Here is a 20,628-nt window from a genome sequence, read left to right on the forward strand (position 1 = left end):
GCGTATGACACACCGTTTTATTTTTTGGCTTAAAAATTAGTTTGGTGTACCATAATTTTCAAGCTCATCAACTTTAATTTGTTTGGGATTGCACAAAATGGTTTTTGAATTGGGTTTGTCTTGATTGACAATGACCCCTGCTTCTTTGTTTAGGTTCTGACAATTCTTTACCATTTTCGTCCAAATTAATCATACTAGAAAAGACGGTGTAGGTATTGCCTTTATAAGGCATTGTCCAATAATACCCACTTTCTGCCTTCCAAGCCCCTTCTGTGTAGTCAATTTTATGTTTGGCAATAGAAAAGTTAAGCTCGGTCTTTTTGCCTTTGCCAAACTCATAAGTAAAAGTATCGCCATTGTCCACCAATTTGACTTGTTTGCCATTGGTGGTATTGCACAAAAACACCGTTTCAGCAAAGGCAGGGCTTGCCATTAAGGCAAGGATTAGCGGTAAAGCAAATTTTTTCATAAGATTTCCTTTTAAAGTTAAGGTTAATTGAATTGGAAAAAAGAATATCATTCCCCAATTCATTTTATTAAATCATTATTGATAGCGTTTGTCTATGGTTTCAATCGCCTGATTTAAGTCTTGATAAAATTGATAGGTTTGGCATATTTGCTGTTTTGATTCTAAGTCTGTTTCGGTGTCGCAAGACCCTTTTAAGAACTGCATTCTTTCGCTGTCTTTATATTCATCATAAATTGCCAACGATTCACAACCGTCTTTATTACCATTATTACACGCCCGTTTTGCCCAGCCATAAGCATCAATGGCGTTTTGTGTGTGTTTGGTTAATTGCTGGATTTTGTCATCATCTTGCACAATCCAAAAGAACAAACCAGAAAATCCCCCCAAATAGGCTTGGGCAGGGCTATATCCCATTTCGGCAGATTTTTTGATGTGATTAAAAAAGTCGTTTTCATTTTGATAAAGTTTCTCGGAAATATCTTTGGGTAATATTTCGGCAACTTGCGATAATACAAAATACGCAGGAGCAAAACCATTTTCGCCAAGCTCTAATAATAAATCCACGCCTTTTTGAATATCGGCTTTATTTTCTTGATTGAGATAATAATATGCCAAATTCATTTTTGCGTGTGGTTGATTTAATTCACTGGCTTTTTTAAACCATATTAAGGCTTCATCAACTTTGGCATTATCCAATAACATCGTGGCATAATTATTCATCGCATTGGCATTGCCATTTTCGGCAGATTTTTTATACCATTCTATCGCTTTTTTCTCATCTGTTTGGGTATGAACGCCCAACTCATACATTTTGGCAAGATGATATTGAGCATCTTTGTCGCCTTTATTAGCTTTCTTTTCTACTTTTTTAAAATCCATCGCTTTTAAAGCGGTTTCATTGGCGGATAATAATTACCCGTGTGCGTCAAAATCACCATAAGTGGTGCGGATAATGTCAGGCTGTACCTTTGCTATGGCAGGGCTAGAAAATAGGGCGGTGGCAAACATGGCGGATAAGAGAAGTTTTTTCATAAATAGTCCTTAAAAATTATGGGTTTAAATTTTTTGATTTTTCAATCAAACTTACTGCATTTGGCTTGATTTGCTCCATTCATTATCATCAAATTGGTCAAAACTTTGATGAATGTACTTATCTTTAACAAAGCCTTTTAATTGTGCTTTACTTATGTTTAATGCGGTAAAACCCATCGCATAAGGGGCGATTTCATAAGGAATATAGACAAAAGTCATGCCTTTTGGCGAAAAGTAAAAATTATCCGTGATGTTAAATTCCCAAAAGTCAAAATGGTTTTGCACTTCATCGTCCGTCAGCCCCATTTTGATTTTTAGCTCTTTTGTGAATTGTTGTTTTAATAAATTTTCCAGTTCAGATTTTTTGGCAGGATTTATAAGCACATCATCAAGTTTTAGGCGTTTTTTGCCCGTCAAATCCATCACATAAAATTGCACAGACGGCATACCGTGTGCCCCAAAGTCAAACAAATAATCTTCACGGACAATCTGCACGGTTTTGTCAGATACGCTGATTAATTCGGCATCGCTTAACAAGTAATAAGATAAGGGGCTATCAGGATTTTCGCTAAAATATTCGCTCGTCCATTCGCTAGAATCGTCAAAAGATGTTTGCAATATCCTTTTGTGGCATGAACTTTATTCTTTACGTGGCACGCTATCTACATCAATGGCGTCTTTCATGAGTTCATCGCTGATGGTTACGCCTTGATTTTGGGCGTGTTTGGGGCTGACGTAGAGCGTGAGTTTGTTCATGACCTCAGGGGCGATGTCGGTAGGCTTAGTGCCGTCTAGGGTCTGGGCGACCAGTTTGGCGGTGGTTACGCCAAAATCAAAATCATTAACCCCAAGCCCTGCACTCGCCCCACGTCTGACGCTAAACTCATCGGATGCGATGACAGGGATTTTTAACTCATTGGCAACCCCAACCATCGCCTCCATTGCCGATGCCACGCCATTGTCAAGTGATGTATAAATCAAATCGGCACGCTCGTCCAAAGCACGAGTGGCGGCAGCGACATCGGCCGAGCGGTTGGCAGGCACGTCCACAAGGGTCATCCCACGTTTGGGAAGTTCGATGGCAAGCTGTTCTTTGATGGCTACAGAGTTTGCCTCACCGGGGCTATATACAAAGCCGATACGCTTGGCACCAGGCTTGATTTGGGTGAATAAATCAAGCTGTGGTTCAAGCGGTAGCTGGCTAGACAGTCCAGTGATGTTAGCTTGTAGGGCTTGGTTGTTATTGTCGATAAGTTTGGCCGCCACAGGGTCGGAGACAGCGGTGTAAATCAGGGGAATGCTCTGGGTTGCTGCCGCCAGACTCTGGGCGGTGGGAGTGGTGATGGCAACGATGGCATCAGGGGTGTCGGCAGCGAACTGCTTGGAGATTTGCCCCATGGTCGCCATGTTACCCTGTGCTGATTGGAAATTTACCGTCAGATTTTGTCCTTCTTGGTAGCCATGTTGCCCCAAGCCATAAATCACCCCTTTTCTGATGTCGTCAAGCGATGGGTGTTCCACAATGGCACTAATGGCAATGGTTTTGGGGGCTTTTTGGGTGGTGGTGTCTTGGGCAATCTCTTCGGCAGGCGTGGCGGTAGGTTTGTCATTACCACAGCCAGTCAGTAGGGCGATGGCAAGCGTTAAGGCAGATAAGGCGTACGTTTTCATAAAAATCCTTAATAGGTAAGTACACTAAAAATTTGGATAATTTAACACATTTAACCCAAAAAAACAGCGGTTTTTGTAAAAATATTGTCATTTTGTCATCGCTAAATTTAATTATATCCAAAAATATGCTATTATTAATCGCAAATTTAATAAGATGAGCAAACAGACATGAACGAGAATAAAAGCGGATTTTTTGCCCGCATGAAAGCAGGATTATCCAAATCCAGTAAGAATTTATCAGAAGGTCTGATGAATGTCCTAGTCGGTGGCAAAGAGATTGATGATGAGTTGTTAGAAGAAGTCGAAGACCAGCTTCTGGTGGCGGACATTGGCGTGGATGCGACCAATCGGATTATCACGAGCCTAACCGAGCAGACGGCACGGGGCGATTTGATTTATTCGCATTCGTTATATAAAGCCCTAAAAAAAGAGCTTGTAGAAATCCTAGAACCCAAAGTTGCCCCGCTTATCATTGACACGAGCAAAAAGCCGTTTGTGATTCTTATGGTGGGGGTTAATGGCGTAGGTAAAACCACGACCATTGGCAAACTTGCCAAACGCTTACAGGGCGAAGGCAAATCGGTCATGCTCGCAGCAGGCGACACGTTTCGGGCGGCAGCGACCGAACAGCTTCAAGTGTGGGGCGAGCGTAATGGCATTCCTGTGGTGGCACAGGGGCAGGGTTCGGACAGTGCGTCGGTGATTTTTGATGCCATGCAATCGGCTAAGGCAAAGGGCATTGACGTGCTCATTGCCGATACCGCAGGGCGACTACAAAACAAAACGTATCTCATGAACGAGCTTGAAAAAGTCATTCGTGTCATGAAAAAAGCAGACGAAACCGCCCCACATGAGTGCATGATTGTACTGGATGCTGGCACGGGTCAAAATGCCATTAGTCAAGTCAATCTATTTAGCGAAGTCGCCCCATTATCGGGTGTTACCATTACCAAACTGGACGGCACGGCAAAAGGCGGTGTGGTCTTTAATGTCGCCCAGACGACCGATGTCCCCATTCGCTTTATCGGCGTGGGCGAGCAGATTGATGATTTACAGCCCTTTGACCCCAAAGAGTTTGTAGATGCACTCATCAGCGAAGAAAAATAACAAAAAGGCGAATGTATTTCACCTTTTATTAGGGCGTGCCTACCATTGATAATATCTTATAAAATAAGATGAAAACCTGACAATTTCAATCAATTTTTGCATGAAAAATGGCTATCCAACCACTTAATTTTAAAAGTTAAGTTAAAATTCTAAAAATTTACCTGATTGAAGTGGTCGGATTGTTTTTCTGCGTCAAAAACTTGCCTGATAGAATGGCTATCAGTCTACATTTTTTCCTTGAAAAACGTGCGATTTTTCTCATTTTTCATTGCAAGTACCAAAGTTCAATACGCCCTATATAGGATAAATTAAAAGAAATCATGATAACCACGCATTATTATCCGCCCATAGATTTGCCGATGATAACTTTGACGGTCAAAGACGGCAGGTTATTGGCGTTAGATTGGTATAACGACAAAACTGCCCAAATTTTTGACAAATTAAATCAGCATGCGGTTTTTATAAAACAGGCGGAGTTAAAAGATATTGATAAAAACCAATCGATTGCCTTGCAAACCACTGCTCAATTAGATGAATATTTTAAAGGCAAGCGTACGGCATTTGAATTACCGCTTGATTTATCGCATGGCACTGATTTTCAAATAAAAGTTTGGCAAACGCTTTGTAAAATCCCTTATGGACACACGATAAGTTATAAAGAGCTGGCAAGTATGATAAATAAGCCCACCGCACATCGGGCGTGTGCCAACGCCAATGGCAAAAACCTAATCTCGCTCATCGTGCCATGTCATCGTGTGATAGCGTCCGATGGCACACTCGGCGGATATACAGGTGGGGTGTCAATTAAGCGAATATTGCTTGATTTGGAGAGTAAGAATTTGATATAAAAACCCAAAAACTTTATAGGGAGTGCCTGCCCTTTATAACACTATTTACAATATAGAAATATTTTAGAAATAGACTAATCATTTTTGCATGAAAAATGGCTATCCGACCACTTAATTTAAAAAATCAAGTTAAAACTCTTAAAATTTACCCAGTTAAGTGGTCGGATTATGGCTCGAAGTCAAAAACTTGTCTGATAGAATGACTATCAGCTTTCACTTTCTCCTTGAAAAACGTGCGATTTTTCGTGATTTTCATTGCGAATACAAAAGGCAGGCACGCCCTAATATTTGAATCGGAAAATGTAGGGTGGGTTATATCCAGTTTAAATGCCAATAATGTCATAGGCAAAATATAACCCAGCTCTACAATCTTTATACAAAATTTACGGTCTGGCAGGTAAAATAAGTGGCAATAAAGCTCCATAACCCTCTTTTTGCATCTGTGCTTTTGGTATGAATTTTAGTGCATTGCCATTGATACAATAACGCAAACCCCCCCTGTCTTGCGGCCCATCAGTAAATACATGTCCCAAATGTGAATCCGCCACTCTTGAACGCACTTCTGTGCGAATCATATTATAACTGTCGTCTTTGTGTTCGGTGATGACCTCTGGGGTGATGGGTTTTGTAAAGCTTGGCCAACCACAGCGAGAATTGTATTTGTCGGTAGATAAAAATAAAGGTTCACCACTAACAACATCTACATACAAGCCGTCATCAAATAATTGGTCATAGTCATGACTAAATGCCCATTCTGTTTTTGCTTGTTGCGTGATGCGATATTGGGCATCGGTTAGGGTTTGTTTTAAATTGTCTTTATCAAAATTTTGATAGCGTGTTGGGTCTAATGCTTCATCAACGGTCTTTGCCTCAGCCAAAGTATTGGGGCTGTTTTTGGTGATTTTTTTATTGGCAAGACTTAAATCAACATGACAATAACCGTCAGGGTTTTTGGTAAGATAATCTTGATGGTAGTTTTCTGCCATGCTAAAATTGGATAACGGCAGGTTTTCAACGGCAATTTTTTGTTGGTACTTATCTTGTAAGGCGTTTAGTGCTTTATCAATGACCGCTTTATCTTGTGTATTGACGTAATAAATGCCCGTGCGGTACTGTATGCCACGGTCATTGCCTTGCTTGTTGATGCTGGTGGGGTCAATAATGCGAAAATAGTACTGTAATAATGTATCTAAATCCATTTTGTCAGCATCATATGTTACCTTGACGGTCTCGGCATGACCTGAACCTCTGATGACCTCCTCATAGCTTGGATTTGGTAGATTTGGACTGCCATTGGCATAGCCACTTACCGCATCCAAAACGCCGTCAATGCGTTCCATATAAGCCTCAACACCCCAAAAACAGCCCCCTGCTAAATAGATGGTGCTCACGTTAGCCGTATTGCCATTACTGTTGTAATAGTTAGTGTTTTGGCTGGGTCGGGTCATGGTGCTGTTTTGTGTTTTTAAGGCTTCTAGAGTATTAGGATTATCTGCCAAATAGTTCATTTGTTCTTGGCTTAGATTTCCCCTGTTAAGATACACAAGTTTACCGTGTTTGTCTAATATTGCCCAACTTGGATAGGCTTGTACGCCCAGCTGAGTGATGATTTTTGCTTCTGTGTCAATTAGTACAGGTAAGGTGGGATAGTCTGCTTGCAATACTTGATACCAATCTTTAAAGGCCTGAGTGGGTTTTTCTCCAAGGTGATTTGGGCTGACAACAGTAACAATATTAAAGTCTGAAAATTTGGGGTCGTTGTGCCAGTCTTGTGTTTCTTGTAGTGTGCCTAGGCACAGAGGGCACCAACTTGCCCAGAATTTTACCAATGTGGGTTTATTTGGGTTGATGACATCTTTGCCTGTATCGCCCAATCCTGAGGTTATCTGAGGTAAGTTGTGCAGTTGCAATAACAGTTCATTGGGTAATACATCGCTGCTTTGGTGTAGTTCGGTTTGGTTGCCATGATGGTCACCGATGCCTTTGCCACAAGCGATGAGCGTAAAGATGCTTGTGGTGGCACTAAGTCCAAAAATGCCAATATTTTTGATGAATCGTTTGGAAAACATGCTTAATTTACCCCTGTTGTAATCTATTATCTAAATGGTGTCGCCAGCTGTTTTTATCAATGATGCACGTGCGACACCATGCCTATGTTACGTTTAGTATTTATACTCATCCGCCTTAAAAGGACCTTCCACATTGACGCCCAGATAATCCGCTTGCTCTTGGGTGAGCTTGGTCATCACGCCATTAAAGCCTGCGACCATGGCGGCGGCGACTTCTTCGTCCAGTTTTTTGGGTAGAACTTTAACATAAACCTTGCCTTGCTTGTCAGCACTTGGCAAGTCGGCAAATTTTTCTTTGTACAGATGGATTTGGGCAAGCACTTGGTTGGCAAATGAGCCGTCCATAATCCGAGACGGGTGTCCTGTGGCGTTGCCTAGGTTGACAAGGCGACCTTCGGATAGGACGATAAGATAATCCGACTCATCATTTGAGCGATAGACTTGATGAACTTGTGGCTTGACTTCGACCCATTTCCAGTTTTTACGCATAAAGTCGGTGTCAATCTCGGTATCAAAATGCCCAATGTTACACACCACGGCGGTGGATTTTAACGCCTTTAACATCTCGGCGTTACACACATGATAGTTGCCTGTGGTGGTAACGACAAGGTCGGTGTCCGCCATAAGAGCGGTATTAACCCCTTGATTTTGCTCGCCACCCACAAATGGAGAAACAAGCTCATAGCCGTCCATACACGCTTGCATGGCACAAATGGGGTCAATCTCGCTCACACGCACAATCATGCCTTCTTGGCGTAGGCTTTGGGCAGAACCCTTGCCCACATCGCCATAACCAATGACGAGCGCACGGCGACCTGATAACAGCATATCCGTACCACGCTTGATGGCGTCATTTAAGGAGTGGCGACAGCCGTATTTATTGTCATTTTTGGACTTGGTAACAGCGTCATTGACGTTGATTGCAGGGACTTTAAGCTCGCCTTTGCCAAGCATTTCAATAAGTCGGTGTACGCCTGTTGTGGTTTCTTCGGAAATGCCGTGAATGGCGTCTAGCATTTGTGGATATTTGTTGTGAATGAGTGCAGTCAAGTCGCCACCGTCATCTAGGATAAGGTTGGCGTCCCACAGTTTGCCGTCTTTGTGAATTTGTTGCTCCAAGCACCATTCGTACTCTTCTTCGGTCTCGCCTTTCCATGCAAAGACAGGAATGCCAGCAGCGGCAATGGCAGCAGCGGCATGGTCTTGGGTGCTAAAAATGTTGCATGAAATCCAACGAACCTCCGCCCCGAGTGCCACAAGCGTTTCAATCAAGACAGCCGTTTGAATGGTCATATGGATACAGCCCACAATCTTCGCCCCTGCTAGGGGCTTTTGGCTAGCATAACGCTTGCGAATGCCCATCAGAGCAGGCATTTCGGTTTCGGCAAGTTTAATCTCTTTGCGACCAAACTCAGCAAGGCTAATATCGGCGACTTTGTAATCGGTAAATGTAGACACTGCGTCCACTCCTATGTAATGAAAAATGAGAAAATAACGCAGATGTCGTTGTTTTATAATGATTAAAATATTTTAAAATATAGTTAAGAAGTTTAGGGTAAATTGCAATTTGCCCCTACAATCTTATACAAATATAACCAAAGGGCTTGAAAATTACCACAATTTATGATGTGTGGATGTAGGGACGTGCTGAGCACGTCCTTTGACAATGCCAGTTTTATAGGCGTGCACAGCACGCCCCTACAAGCTGTGGCAAATATCAAGTTCGTTAGTATATTATTTAATTCACAATATTAAAATCATTAAACCAAGCCTGACTTAAAAAAGTTGCAACATCTCTTGGTGTGCTTATTATAGCCTAGTTGATAATAAATTTCAAAATAACAAAACAAATAACAAAACCCAGACCAAACAAATTTGCAATGTTTATGTAAAACAGCCATTTTATTTCTGCAATATTTTTAAACTATAAATTGTGTTATAAAGGTTCAATATGTCATGGATTGCATGATAAAATAGCCGATTTTCAAAAACCACATTCATCATGCCTACCGTGCCAAAATCTGTATTTCGTCCGATAATTTTTATCAAATCCTTTGTCAAGTTCTGCCTTGTCATCGTCCTAGCGGTGTTGTCCCTTGCCGTGCCTGTGGTGGGTTTTGCCAATACCGCCTTGACCGACACCGCCCCAAAGAGCGAGATGCCCATGCCTCAAGACAGCTTTGGGCGAGACACGCCACGAAGCACCATGCAAAACTTTGTCAAAGCCTTGTCGGATAAGGATATGGAGCTGACAGCAAAGTATTTGGATTCTGACTTTTTAAAAAAGCAAAAAACGCCTGATACAGTTATCCACGACCTAAAACTCGCCCTTGATAAAGGCGGACGGCTACTACCTGATTTGTCAATCAGTGACAAAAGCGAAGGCGATTTGGCGGACAGATTGCCAAGCAACCTAGAAAAAGTCGGTACGATTGATATTGATGATGACAAAATAGACCTGCTACTTATCAGAAAAACCGACAAAGACAACGTGGTTTATTGGCAAATTTACAAAGAAACGCTGGATAATCTGCCCAAAGATTTGGCTGAAAATCGCACCACGCTTGCCGATGCCTTTGGGCTGGATTTTTTTGGTGACAGACAGCTGTTGGGGCATAAAATCTCGGACGTGGTGTCGCTCATCATCTTGATTGCCATTGGCTTATCGCTTTTGTGGGGTGGTCTGTGGGCAGGGTGGGGCGTGTTTGCATTTTTGTACCCTAAGGTGCGTGGCAAGCCGTTTGGCATACCGTCCAAAGCCTTGTTGCCTTTGGCGGTGGTGATTTTGGCGTCCATGCTCCCTGAGATGATGGTACAAATGGCGGTGCCTGTCACGCTTCGCACGGCAGTGACCCGGGGTGTTGAGGTAGTGGCGTGGCTTGCAACCGCTTGGCTGGCTTTGCGTGTCATTGATGCGGTGTTTATGCGTGCCGAAGACAACAGCCGAAAGCACAGACGGCTTGAACAGGTGTCTATTTTAAATCTGTTTCGGAAGGTTGCCAAAGCCTTTATGCTCATTTTGGCGGTTATCATCATTTTTGGCAATTTGGGCTTTGATTTGACGACAGGGATTGCTGCTTTAGGGGTGGGTGGTCTTGCCCTTGCGTTCGGGGCTCAAAAAACCATTGAAAATCTCATCGGCTCGGTCATGGTGGTGGCGGACAGACCTGTGCGTGTGGGCGATTATTGTCGATTTGGGACGATGGAAGGGACGGTAATTGACATTGGCATTCGTTCAAGCCGTATCCGTACGCTGTCTCGGACGATTGTAACCGTGCCAAATGGCGAGTTTAGTGCCATGCAGATTGAGAACTATGATGCTCGGGATATGTTTTATTTTTATCATTTTTTGTACCTAAAACGCACGGCAAATCCTGATGAAATTGGCAGACTTATCAATGACTTGCAGTTATTTTTGGAAAATCATGTTTATGTCAATAATGAGTGGACGCTGGTAAGGTTAAGCGAGCTACGCCAAGATGCCTTTGTCATTGAAATGCGGTGCTATCTTAATGCGTCCGATGTTACGGTGTTTTGGAAAAAACAAAGCGAGCTTTTGATTGATGTGTTAAATGAAGTGGCGCGATATGACGTAGAACACGCCTTACCCAGTCAAGAGATTAAGATTAAAAAGGACAGTGAATTTGATGAGTTTGATGAATTGGCTAACCCATGAAAATTTATTATCAATCAAGCAAAAATCGTTCAATTTTTAAAAATATTGTTACAATGCCAATCTTTATAAAATGTGTCATAAATAATCATGAATAAGAATACGCTTGTAATCGGCTTTATGCTCTTTGCCTTTTTCTTTGGCTCGGGCAATTTGATTTTTCCGCCCAAATTGGGCTTTGAAAGCGGGCAATTTTTTATCTCTGCCATTTTGGGTTTTATTTTGACGGGCGTGGGCTTGCCGTTGGTGGGCTTGATGATTGGCTCAAAATATGATGGCGGTTATCAGTCCGCCTTTGCCAAGATTCATCCTTGGTTTTCGATAGCGTTGCTGTCGGCGATTTATTTGACCATTGCTCCGTTTTTTGTCATTCCACGCACAGGGGCGGTGGCTTATGAGATGGCGGTTGTGCCGTTTTTGGATACGCCAAATTGGGCAAGCTTGCTCATTTTTACCGTGATTTATTATGCCATATCGCTGTGGCTGTCTATCAATCCAAGTAAGCTTGTCGACCGTATCGGCTCGGTGCTAACGCCTGTTTTGCTTGTTACGGTGCTATCTCTGATTGTCATGTCTTTTGCCAAACTGGGCGGTAATCCTGCCAGCATTGCCACAGACGGCTATCAGAGCAAGGCGTTTTTTGTGGGCTTTTTGGAAGGGTATAACACCATGGACATGATTGCGTCCGTGGCGTTTTCGGTGATTGTGATGAATGCCATTAGCCAAAAACTTGGCGAGCGTGCCAATCTTTTTGCCGAGACCACCAAGGCAGGACTCATTTCCACGTCTGCATTGGCACTCATTTATCTGTCGCTTGGCTGGATTGGCAACCATTTGTCCCTATCGGCAGATGAGCTAACACAAGTGGCGGACAAAGGGCAAAACATTGGCACTTTTATTTTGAATAAATCGGCGGTGCTAGGCTTTGGCTCGGCAGGCGGGGTGGTGCTTGGGCTGATTGCGTCTTTGGCGTGCCTGACCACAACCGTGGGGCTGACGGTGTCGGCATCTGAATATTTTCATGAGACGTTTCCCAAAATTGGCGGTGTGAATCTGTCCTATAAAGCCTACGTCATCATCTTTACGCTCATTGGCTTTGTGCTTGCCAATCAGGGTCTTAGTGCGGTGATTAGTAAATCGATTCCTGTCCTGCTTGTGCTGTATCCGATTACCATAACGGCGATGATTTTGCTTGGGCTAAATATCATAAGACCCTTACCTGTCTTTGCCAAGCGAGTCAGCCTTGGTTTGGTAACGGTCGTGTCGGTGCTATCGGTGGCGGGCGTGAATTTGCCTTTAAAAGAATATTCGATGGAGTGGCTACCTTTTGCCATTATCGGGCTGATTGCAGGACTTATTTTTGATAAGGTGATAAAAAAATAAGTCAAAAAATCCCAAACCTGCCATGTGAACCGTACCCTAAAAGTTAGACACTCAAACGCTGACCTTTGGGGTGCTTTTTATTAAAGGCATTTCTATTGCCGAGCATGTGCTTGCAAAGCTTTTCTCGCCCACATCCTTTTGCCAATGCGATGAATTATCAAGGTCATCAGTAGCCCCCAAAAATAACTCATCACAAGATACATTATGCCCCCATGTCGCCATGCAATCGGCTCTACTTTATCATCAATGAGTTTATAATGATATTCTACGGGGTCGCCAAGACTGTCCGTCCATGTTGTTAATAAATAAGTTTGGTCGGGATTTTGATGAAGTTCAAGAAAATAACCGTTTTGACTGCGGTAAGTAGTTGGGCTTTTACATAATTGGTAATCGTTGGGCGTTTCTTCATACTCTTCTAGGATAACAAGTGGTAAAAGTTTGTCGTCTTTTATGGTTGTTGTGGCACAAATATTAAAATAGTCGCTTGGCTGTCTAAATGCAGGTTTGTTAAAAAGCGAGATAATCTGACTTAATGCTATCCATATTAAGACAAATAAGAAAAAGCGGACGATTTTGTATTGAAGTAATTTTTTCATGGGGTTGGGTTAAAATTGGGGGTTGTGGGACTTACATTTTATGGCAAAATCATTTTTTAAATTTTAAATAAAAATTTTGTTTAATTTGTTTGGGATAAGTTTAATGATGAGCATGTAAGGGCGAATCACATTCGCCCAAAAATCAACACTGTATCATAGGGCAAATGTAATTTGCCCCTACACATCTATTCAACAGTACAACCAATCAACCATGATTAAGAGCTTACACAATCAAGCAAGCAAACTTTCATAAGGAATTTTTAACCCTTTATGTAATCTTTTTATCATGCTAAGACTAAGGGGACGTTTGCCATTTAAAATTTCAGAGATTTTACTTTTTGCCCCCAAATAAGGCGTTAATTCATCACGACTAAGTCCCTGCTGTTCCATGGCAAAATAAATGGCAGAAACAGGGTCGGCATGGGGAATGGGATAATGCTTACTTTCATAATGCTCAATCAATGCCAATAGAATATCTCTCTCATCGGCTTGCCTTGTACCATTTTCGGCTTGAAATACTTTTTCAAGGGCGATAAAAGCAAGGGTTAAATCATCATCGTTTTTAATGGGTTTAATAGTCATTGATTGTCTCCACGTCTATTTTGTCATAGTCAGAATGCGTGCCAATAAATTTAACCCACACCACACCAATTTGATAAGCAATTTCAACCACAAGGCGATAATTGTTGCCACCGATATTAAAAACCACACGGTTATTATCAACAAAACTTGCCGTTGCAAAATCGTTTTTTATATCTTGGGGTGTTTTCCATTCTGATTTTAATACAAAATCATGCCAAGCGAGCAAGGGTGTTTTTGCATCTGCATGATTTTCATAAAATTGTACTAAGGTGCGTTTGGCAATCACTCGCATAATTTTCTCTTAAATAAATTCATTATAGTTCCTTTTTTGGGAATTTGCAACCGAGCTATGCAAATTCCCCCTATCTATATGCCATTTTTGCATTACCCTTTTTGACGACTTTTTCTTACCATATCGCCATTAACAGCCAAACGGAACCAGCCATGTATCAATATTCCTATGCCGACCAAGCCCTTGTCAATGAACGTGTCGCCCAGTACCGCCGTCAGACCGAGCGGTATTTGGCGGGCGAGCTACCTGAAGATGAGTTTTTGCCCATTCGCCTACAAAACGGACTTTATATCCAACGCCACGCCCCCATGCTTCGTATCGCCATTCCCTATGGGCTTTTGGCAAGCTATCAGATGCGAACGCTTGCCTGTATTGCTGACACTTATGATAAGGGCTATGGGCATTTTACCACCCGCACCAACATTCAATTCAACTGGGTCAAATTGCCCGAAATCCCTGACATCTTACAGCTACTGGCGGACAACCAAATGCACGCCATTCAGACATCGGGCAACTGCATTCGCAACACCACGACCGACCCCTATGCGGGCATTCATGGCGATGAGATTGCCGATCCACGCCCCTACTGCGAGATTATCCGCCAATGGAGTACCTTTCACCCTGAGTTCGCCTATTTGCCACGCAAATTCAAAATTGCTGTCATTGGCACGACCGCCGACCGTGCCGCCACGCAGGTGCATGACATTGGACTTCATGCGGTACAAAAAAATGGCGAGATTGGTTTTGAGGTTATCGTTGGGGGTGGACTTGGGCGGACACCGATGATTGGTAAAGTCATTAATGAATTTTTGCCACGCCGTCATTTATTAAGTTATTTGGACGCTATTTTAAGGGTGTATAATTTAGAAGGACGGCGTGATAATAAATACAAAGCCCGTATTAAAATATTGGTTGAGAGCATGGGCAAAGATGAATTTGCCAAAAAAGTGGATACAGAATGGCAATATTCCAAAGACGGCGATTTGACATTGACCGATGAGCATTTTAAAAAGGCAGAAAGTTATTTTAGCGAGCCTGATTATGAAAATATTGACCCATTAACGGCAAATGAAATTTTACAAAAACAGTTAACTAATGATAAAGATTTTAAAAATTGGTATGAACATAATACCGTCATTCACAAAATAAACGGTTATAAAGCGGTTGTTATATCATTAAAAGCAGGCGTGATAAATGGAAAATATATTCCTGCTGGCGATTTGACAAGTTTGCAGATGAATAAACTTGCTGATTTGGCGGATAAGTATTCCTTAGGCGAGATTCGTGCCACGCATCAGCAAAATTTGGTATTGGGCGATGTTAAAATCACCGACCTATATGACTTATATCACGCCCTAAGAGAGCTTAATTTGGCACGAGCCAATATTGGCACGCTGACTGATATGATAGTTTGCCCTGGTTTTGATTATTGTTCGCTTGCCAATGCCACCACGCACAATATCGCTCATCATATAGAAAATGCCTTTAATGATTTGGATTATTTATATGATTTGGGGCAAATTCGCCTAAATATGTCAGGCTGTATGAATGCCTGTGCCCATCATCATGTGGGCGATATTGGCATTTTGGGTGTGGACAAAAAAGGCGAGCATTGGTATCAGATTAGCTTGGGTGGAAGTTCTGGGGCGGACGCTCGTCTTGGGCAGATATTGGGGCGAGCGGTATCGGCTGATGATGTGGCGGATACGATTTTGACGATTGCCAATGTCTATAAAAACAATCGCCAAGAGACGGCGGACGATATAGAGACATTTGCCGATTATGTGCAACGAGCAGGTATTGCCCCATTTAAAGAAGCGGTATATGGTTAAAAAGGATAAAAAGATGAAATTGATTGTTTTAAAAAATGACGCAACAAGCCAAGATTTATCAGATGTATTTTTATATGCCCCCAATATGTCCGATGATGAAAAAATGGCATTATCACAAAGTATTGATTTGACAATAAGCGATACATTGGCAAATACAGAAAATGTTATAAATGCCATATTGCCAAAGGATTATCAAGACAGCCATTTGGATTATCATTTGTTTTTAACAGCCGATGATAATGACAATGAATTGGCACAAAGTTTGGATATAAATACGTTAAAAAATATCCTAATTTATGTCAAAGATTTTAAAGACGGGCGAGTATTTAGCCTAATTCGCCAACTCCGAAAAATCAATGATCACGCCATGATAATCGTGGGCGGTGCGTTTGGGCTTGACCAGTCCAGTTATTTTGTCAAATCAGGGGCAAATGGCTTTATTGTGAATGATGATAAAGTGGATACGCTGATATTAACCTTAAATGATTTAAAAACCGCCCAAAGCCGACAATCGGTCAATGCGTTACCGATGTTTCGGTAGGGTTTCAATTTAAAATAAATAGGGTGTATTTGTACGCCCTATTTTTTTATTTTAAAAAGTTAAATGGTAAGGTGCGTACCACGCACCAATAAGATTTTTTATTTTAAAAAGTTAAATGGTAAGGTGCGTACCACGCACCAATAAGATTTTTTATTTAAAAGGTGCATATTACGCACCCTACTTTCATTAAAATTATTTTTAAACATAAATATAAAAATTTAATATGCCAAAACCGATTAACGATAGTAATTTTTATAAGATTACAAATAAAAAATTTCGTTTTATGATATACCTACCTTAGTTAATCGGAGCCTATCATGTCAAAAACCCTTGTGAATGAACAAAACCTTGATGACTATAATTCATCACTTACTGGCAAAACACCCCAAGAGATTGTCAAATGGGCATTATCCATTGCCAAGAATCCCATTATTACCACCAATTTTCGTCCTTATGAAGCATCTATTTTGCATTTGGTATCAAGCATTCGCCCTGATATTACCGTGCTATTTGTGGATAGCGGATATAATACGGTGCAAACTTATAAACACGCCCAAAAACTTATCAAGGAATTAAATCTAAATGTCGTTACTTATATCCCTGCCCAAACTCGTGCCTTTCGTGATGTGGCATTGGCGGACGTAACCATAAACGGCATTCCTGATGTGGATAGCGAATATCATGGAAAATTTACCGAACAGGTCAAATTAGAACCCTTTCGCCGTGCATTGGCGGAGTTAAATCCTGATGTATGGTTTAATGCCATTCGTAAAGACCAAACCGAATTTCGTACAGCATTGGACGTATTAAGCCTATCCAAAGACGGTGTATTAAAAGTTGCTCCACTATTTTATAAATCGGCTGATGAATTAAATCAATATCAAGCAGATAATGGACTGCCGACCATTGATGAATATGGCGAAGATGATTATTTTGACCCAACAAAAGCGTTGGCACATAGAGAATGCGGATTACATACGCAATTATAAAAAATTAAGTTTAAATAATTGTAGGGGGTTATTTATAACCCATATATACCCAAGAAACTTTAAAATTACAAATGCAGTGATGTTTGGATGTGGGGGCGTGCTGTGCACGCCTATAAAAACTGGTGTGTTATCAAAGGACGTGCGGAGCCAGTCCCTACAAAGCCTGTGGCAAATATCAAATTTGTTGGGTGTATTTAAAATAAAAGGGCGTGTTCAACACGCCCCTACAATCCGTAAATAAAATTTATCTCATTATTTATCATTTAGCCAAAAAGCCACTATGAACACCTTGCCTTTATTTTTTAATCTAAATCAAAAAACTGCCCTTATCATTGGGGGCGGAGATGTTGCTCAAAGAAAAGCCACGTTATTAACCAATGCAGGGGCAAGATTGGTTGTGCTTGCCAAACATTTTGATAAAGAGTTTAAAGAATTTTTAACTCATCATAATCATATCATCATTCAAAAACCCTATGAAAAACAGGATTTAATTGATATAAAAAATCATCATGATATTGCATTGGTGATTTGTGCGACCGATGATAATGAATTAAATAAAAATGTTTATGAAAACGCCAAAGAAATTGGGCTGTTTATTAATGTCGTGGATACGCCAGAATTATGCGATTTTATCTTTCCTGCGATTGTGGATAGAGACCCGATTACCATTGGCATTTCATCAAATGGCAAAGCCCCTGTACTAGCTCGCCTTATCCGTGCCAAAATAGAAAGCAGTTTGCCAAGTAATATCGGCGACATTGCCAAAAAAGCAGGCGAATTTAGAAATACGGTAAAATCATCATTAGGCACAATTAATCAAAGACGGCATTTTTGGGAAAAGATTTTTACCAATGCTTTAAATGACAAACCCATAAAAAATTTGTCCGATGAATTAAATGATTTTATCAAAAATGACAATCAAACCACAGGCGAAGTGTATATCGTGGGAGCAGGGGCAGGCGACCCTGATTTATTGACCTTTAAGGCGTTGCGACTCATGCAACAGGCGGACGTGGTGCTGTATGACGCCCTTGTTTCGCCTGTCATTGTGGAGTTGTGTCGGCGTGATAGCGACAAGATTTTTGTTGGCAAAAAACGCAGTCATCACACCAAAACCCAAGATGAGATTAACGAGCTTATCGTGCAGTACGCAAAGCAGGGTAAGCGTGTGCTACGCCTAAAAGGGGGCGACCCGTTTGTGTTTGGGCGTGGGGGCGAGGAGATGCTGGCGTGCTGTACTGCTGGCGTGCCGTATCAGGTTGTGGCAGGGATTACAGCAAGCCTTGCAGGGGCGAGTGGGGCGGGCATACCGCTTACGCATAGGGGGCTTGCGACCAGTGTGCGGTTTTTGACGGCGTGCTATCAGGACAGCGAGTTTGATGGTCTAAAAAGCGTGTATCATCAGGACGAGACACTGGTGTTTTATATGGGTTTGCATGCCCTTGATAAAGTCGTGGCAAACCTTGCCAAAAGCGGACTTAGCACGGATACGCCCATTGCGATTATCTCAAATGCCAGTTTGTCAAATCAAAAAGTGCTGACAGGCGTTCTTTCAAATATCGTTCAAAAACAAGCGGTTGCCAATCTGCCCGCCCCTGCGATTATCGTGGTGGGGAATGTGGTGGGGGTTTATGAGGGTGGGAGTGAATCGTAATTTGCTTTTTATCAAAATTTTAATTTAAATTGATAGTTGGGCGAATGTAATTTATCCCTACGTTTTATGTTGTAAAAACTATCTTAATTAAAAATGTTACAGCTAACAAAATTGAATTTGCTACGGAAACCGTTCGCCCTGAGCCTGTCTGCGAGTAGGAAAATCGTTATGAGCAGGCATAGCTCACCACGAATGGTTTTCTTTATAACATACTTTTGAACCAGAGCCAAAAAGCTAAGTGGATTGCCCTGCTTGTCATGACTTGCCGTGATGAGTTCGCTAGCGTTGGATGGTTTGCGTTTGGTTTGAAATAACGTATCATCCAAATCCATTAAGGCATAGGGCTTGACAAGGTCATGCTTGGCGACAAAATCATCAAAAGTCATGAATTATCCTTGTAATTAAAGGGCGAGACAATGGCGACATTTGGGCGGTCAAACAGTTTATCTATACTCGCAGGCGGTGTTTCGGTGCAGATGATGACCAAATCCCACTCATCAAAATCCACATTATAAACAAAATTGGTCATGCCAAGCCCATAGCTGTCGGCAAAATGGCAAGCGTGGGCAATCGCACCGCCTAGGGCAATGGGCGATCGGGTGATGGCGGAGAATTTGACGGCAATGCCTTGATTTTCTAGGCGTTCGGCAAGCAAAAACGGCAACCACACAAATTCATTGACCCCAAGCACCAGCACTGATTTACCGATATAGCTATCCATATCATCAGGCAAGGCACGCCACAAATCGGGCAGTCCGTCCGTGCTGTGTTGGGTGGGTGTCCGCCCCCAAGACGACAAAGGAAAAATAGGCTGATTGCCTGCTTTTGTGGTGGCAACGTCAGGCATATTGACCGCTTTATCGTGGGTGGGAGTCCACATCCATGAGCCTGACAGCAGATGATGACGATAGAAACCGACCGTATGCTCAGGCGTAGTAAAGGTGCTATCGGTCATTTGCCCAAGCGACCAATCGACAAGCGTGGCAAGATGAACCTGCTCTAACTGGGTCATGCCTGATGTGATGAGTGCGTCCATGACATTTTGGCAGGTTTTGCCTGTGCTGGCTTCATCGTCCACCATGATGACGGTTTTGGCAGACCTTATGGCGTGATTGACCGCTTCATCGTCTGACAGATAGATGAGGTGCGTGCTGGCGTGGCTGTGGTCTTCGCTAAAAGTGGCAAAAAGCGGGGCATTTTGGGCGTGGCGAGTAGAATTAAGTAGATAAGCGGACGGATAGCGAGCCTGTAAGCACTCATGCACCCCTGCCGACAGTCCGACCGCCGTCTCCGCCATGCCAATGACGACAAGCGGTGTGGGTAGGTTGTTCGGGATTTTATCAGCGAGCGTGGCAAAGGCTTGTCGCATGGTACTTGGGGCAACAGGGATATGCCGACCCAGTACTTTTGAGACAAATAAAAACGCCCGTTTTGGGTTGATGCGTTCGGCAAAATCAAGCAGGTCATGAAGTTCAAATTCATGGGTTTCATAGGTTAAATCTAAATCGCCACGAGATAGGCTAACATGGTGGTGTTTTGGCATGGTTTGGTTCTATTTGGTGTTATAAGATATTGATTAAAAAATAATTTTTTTAAATTTGATAAATTCATTCCAGTAGCAACTGTATCCCTTAAAGAATACAGTACCACCAACCCTCATTAACTTTGTTGGCTTGTGGATGTTACTTAACGCTAAGATTAAGATGATAATCCGCTTGCCAAACACTGTCATTTCTGACAATGGCGTTAATGACGGTTAGAAGTTTACGCATACAAGCGTTGATGGCAACTTTAAAGGGTTTGCCTTTGCCTATCAAACGCTCATAAAACTGTTTAAATTTGGGTTCATATTGTCTTGCCACATTGGTGGCATTGTATACCAACCGAACT

Annotated in this window: 19 protein-coding genes and 1 pseudogene; 8 read left to right on the plus strand and 12 right to left on the minus strand. The window is 42.2% G+C overall.

Annotation, left to right across the window (positions count from 1 at the left end; all coding sequences use genetic code 11):
• Positions 1 to 73: 73 nt before the first annotated feature.
• The 4 genes from B5J93_RS00500 to B5J93_RS00515 form a co-directional block, all read right to left on the minus strand.
• The gene (locus B5J93_RS00500) at positions 74 to 469 is read right to left on the minus strand and encodes a hypothetical protein (RefSeq protein WP_079323917.1); all 396 of its coding nucleotides are present in this window, start codon (positions 467 to 469) and stop codon (positions 74 to 76) included.
• Positions 470 to 544: 75 nt separating this feature from the next.
• Positions 545 to 1,348 (minus strand): tetratricopeptide repeat protein, encoded by an 804-nt coding sequence (locus B5J93_RS00505; protein WP_079323918.1) that lies wholly within the window; start codon positions 1,346 to 1,348, stop codon positions 545 to 547.
• Between the two features lie 204 nt (positions 1,349 to 1,552).
• Entirely contained in the window at positions 1,553 to 2,119 is a 567-nt protein-coding gene (locus tag B5J93_RS00510; protein ID WP_079323919.1) for an RsiV family protein, read from the minus strand.
• 21 nt (positions 2,120 to 2,140) lie between these two features.
• Entirely contained in the window at positions 2,141 to 3,172 is a 1,032-nt protein-coding gene (locus B5J93_RS00515; protein ID WP_079323920.1) for an ABC transporter substrate-binding protein, read from the minus strand.
• 168 nt (positions 3,173 to 3,340) lie between these two features.
• Here B5J93_RS00515 and ftsY point away from each other — a divergent pair, with 168 nt between their 5' ends.
• Both ftsY and B5J93_RS00525 read left to right on the plus strand, forming a co-directional pair.
• On the plus strand, positions 3,341 to 4,279 hold the full coding sequence (gene ftsY, locus B5J93_RS00520; protein WP_079323921.1) for a signal recognition particle-docking protein FtsY: 939 nt from the start codon (positions 3,341 to 3,343) through the stop codon (positions 4,277 to 4,279).
• Positions 4,280 to 4,599: 320 nt separating this feature from the next.
• Positions 4,600 to 5,127 (plus strand): methylated-DNA--[protein]-cysteine S-methyltransferase, encoded by a 528-nt coding sequence (locus B5J93_RS00525; protein WP_079323922.1) that lies wholly within the window; start codon positions 4,600 to 4,602, stop codon positions 5,125 to 5,127.
• A gap of 383 nt (positions 5,128 to 5,510) precedes the next feature.
• Here B5J93_RS00525 and msrAB read toward each other — a convergent pair whose 3' ends face one another.
• Together msrAB and ahcY are read right to left on the minus strand one after the other, a co-directional pair.
• Entirely contained in the window at positions 5,511 to 7,196 is a 1,686-nt protein-coding gene (msrAB, locus tag B5J93_RS00530) for a bifunctional peptide-methionine (S)-S-oxide reductase MsrA/peptide-methionine (R)-S-oxide reductase MsrB (protein ID WP_079323923.1), read from the minus strand.
• Between the two features lie 93 nt (positions 7,197 to 7,289).
• Entirely contained in the window at positions 7,290 to 8,654 is a 1,365-nt protein-coding gene (gene ahcY, locus B5J93_RS00535) for an adenosylhomocysteinase (protein WP_420811387.1), read from the minus strand.
• 544 nt (positions 8,655 to 9,198) lie between these two features.
• Here ahcY and B5J93_RS00540 point away from each other — a divergent pair.
• Together B5J93_RS00540 and brnQ are read left to right on the plus strand one after the other, a co-directional pair.
• The gene (locus B5J93_RS00540; RefSeq protein ID WP_079323925.1) at positions 9,199 to 10,872 is read left to right on the plus strand and encodes a mechanosensitive ion channel family protein; all 1,674 of its coding nucleotides are present in this window, start codon (positions 9,199 to 9,201) and stop codon (positions 10,870 to 10,872) included.
• An 87-nt stretch (positions 10,873 to 10,959) separates the two neighbouring features.
• Positions 10,960 to 12,252: a branched-chain amino acid transport system II carrier protein gene (brnQ, locus tag B5J93_RS00545; protein WP_079323926.1), complete on the plus strand. Its 1,293-nt coding sequence runs from the start codon at positions 10,960 to 10,962 to the stop codon at positions 12,250 to 12,252.
• A gap of 92 nt (positions 12,253 to 12,344) precedes the next feature.
• On the opposite strand, the gene B5J93_RS00550 is transcribed toward brnQ, so the two are convergent.
• The 3 genes from B5J93_RS00550 to B5J93_RS00560 form a co-directional block, all read right to left on the minus strand.
• Positions 12,345 to 12,848, minus strand: coding sequence for a hypothetical protein (locus tag B5J93_RS00550; protein WP_079323927.1), 504 nt, complete (start codon positions 12,846 to 12,848; stop codon positions 12,345 to 12,347).
• A 231-nt stretch (positions 12,849 to 13,079) separates the two neighbouring features.
• Positions 13,080 to 13,430 (minus strand): helix-turn-helix domain-containing protein, encoded by a 351-nt coding sequence (locus B5J93_RS00555; RefSeq protein WP_062501394.1) that lies wholly within the window; start codon positions 13,428 to 13,430, stop codon positions 13,080 to 13,082.
• On the minus strand, positions 13,420 to 13,722 hold the full coding sequence (locus B5J93_RS00560) for a type II toxin-antitoxin system HigB family toxin (protein WP_079323928.1): 303 nt from the start codon (positions 13,720 to 13,722) through the stop codon (positions 13,420 to 13,422). Before B5J93_RS00560 ends, B5J93_RS00555 begins: the two co-directional genes overlap by 11 nt.
• 152 nt (positions 13,723 to 13,874) lie before the next feature.
• On the opposite strand from B5J93_RS00560, the gene B5J93_RS00565 reads away from it, so the two are divergent.
• The 4 genes from B5J93_RS00565 (at position 13,875) to cysG (ending at position 18,738) form a co-directional block, all read left to right on the plus strand.
• Positions 13,875 to 15,554 carry a nitrite/sulfite reductase gene (locus B5J93_RS00565; RefSeq protein WP_079323929.1) on the plus strand — a complete coding sequence of 560 codons (1,680 nt, stop codon included), beginning with the start codon at positions 13,875 to 13,877 and terminating at the stop codon, positions 15,552 to 15,554.
• Positions 15,555 to 15,567: 13 nt separating this feature from the next.
• Positions 15,568 to 16,095 (plus strand): DUF934 domain-containing protein, encoded by a 528-nt coding sequence (locus B5J93_RS00570; RefSeq protein WP_158080655.1) that lies wholly within the window; start codon positions 15,568 to 15,570, stop codon positions 16,093 to 16,095.
• Between the two features lie 317 nt (positions 16,096 to 16,412).
• Positions 16,413 to 17,084, plus strand: coding sequence for a phosphoadenosine phosphosulfate reductase domain-containing protein (locus B5J93_RS00575; RefSeq protein ID WP_079323931.1), 672 nt, complete (start codon positions 16,413 to 16,415; stop codon positions 17,082 to 17,084).
• A 280-nt stretch (positions 17,085 to 17,364) separates the two neighbouring features.
• Positions 17,365 to 18,738, plus strand: coding sequence for a siroheme synthase CysG (gene cysG / locus B5J93_RS00580; RefSeq protein WP_079323932.1), 1,374 nt, complete (start codon positions 17,365 to 17,367; stop codon positions 18,736 to 18,738).
• A gap of 83 nt (positions 18,739 to 18,821) precedes the next feature.
• On the opposite strand, the gene B5J93_RS00585 is transcribed toward cysG, so the two are convergent.
• From B5J93_RS00585 to B5J93_RS13395, 3 genes and pseudogenes are all read right to left on the minus strand, one after another.
• Positions 18,822 to 19,124 carry an HAD family hydrolase gene (locus B5J93_RS00585; protein WP_079323933.1) on the minus strand — a complete coding sequence of 101 codons (303 nt, stop codon included), beginning with the start codon at positions 19,122 to 19,124 and terminating at the stop codon, positions 18,822 to 18,824.
• Complete coding sequence (locus B5J93_RS00590; RefSeq protein ID WP_079323934.1) at positions 19,121 to 20,281, minus strand: phosphoribosyltransferase domain-containing protein; 1,161 nt, start codon at positions 20,279 to 20,281, stop codon at positions 19,121 to 19,123. Before B5J93_RS00590 ends, B5J93_RS00585 begins: the two co-directional genes overlap by 4 nt.
• A gap of 139 nt (positions 20,282 to 20,420) precedes the next feature.
• Positions 20,421 to 20,628: pseudogene (locus tag B5J93_RS13395) on the minus strand (hypothetical protein); the annotation flags it as partial.

This window comes from Moraxella equi (assembly GCF_002027555.1).
GTDB lineage: Bacteria > Pseudomonadota > Gammaproteobacteria > Pseudomonadales > Moraxellaceae > Moraxella > Moraxella equi.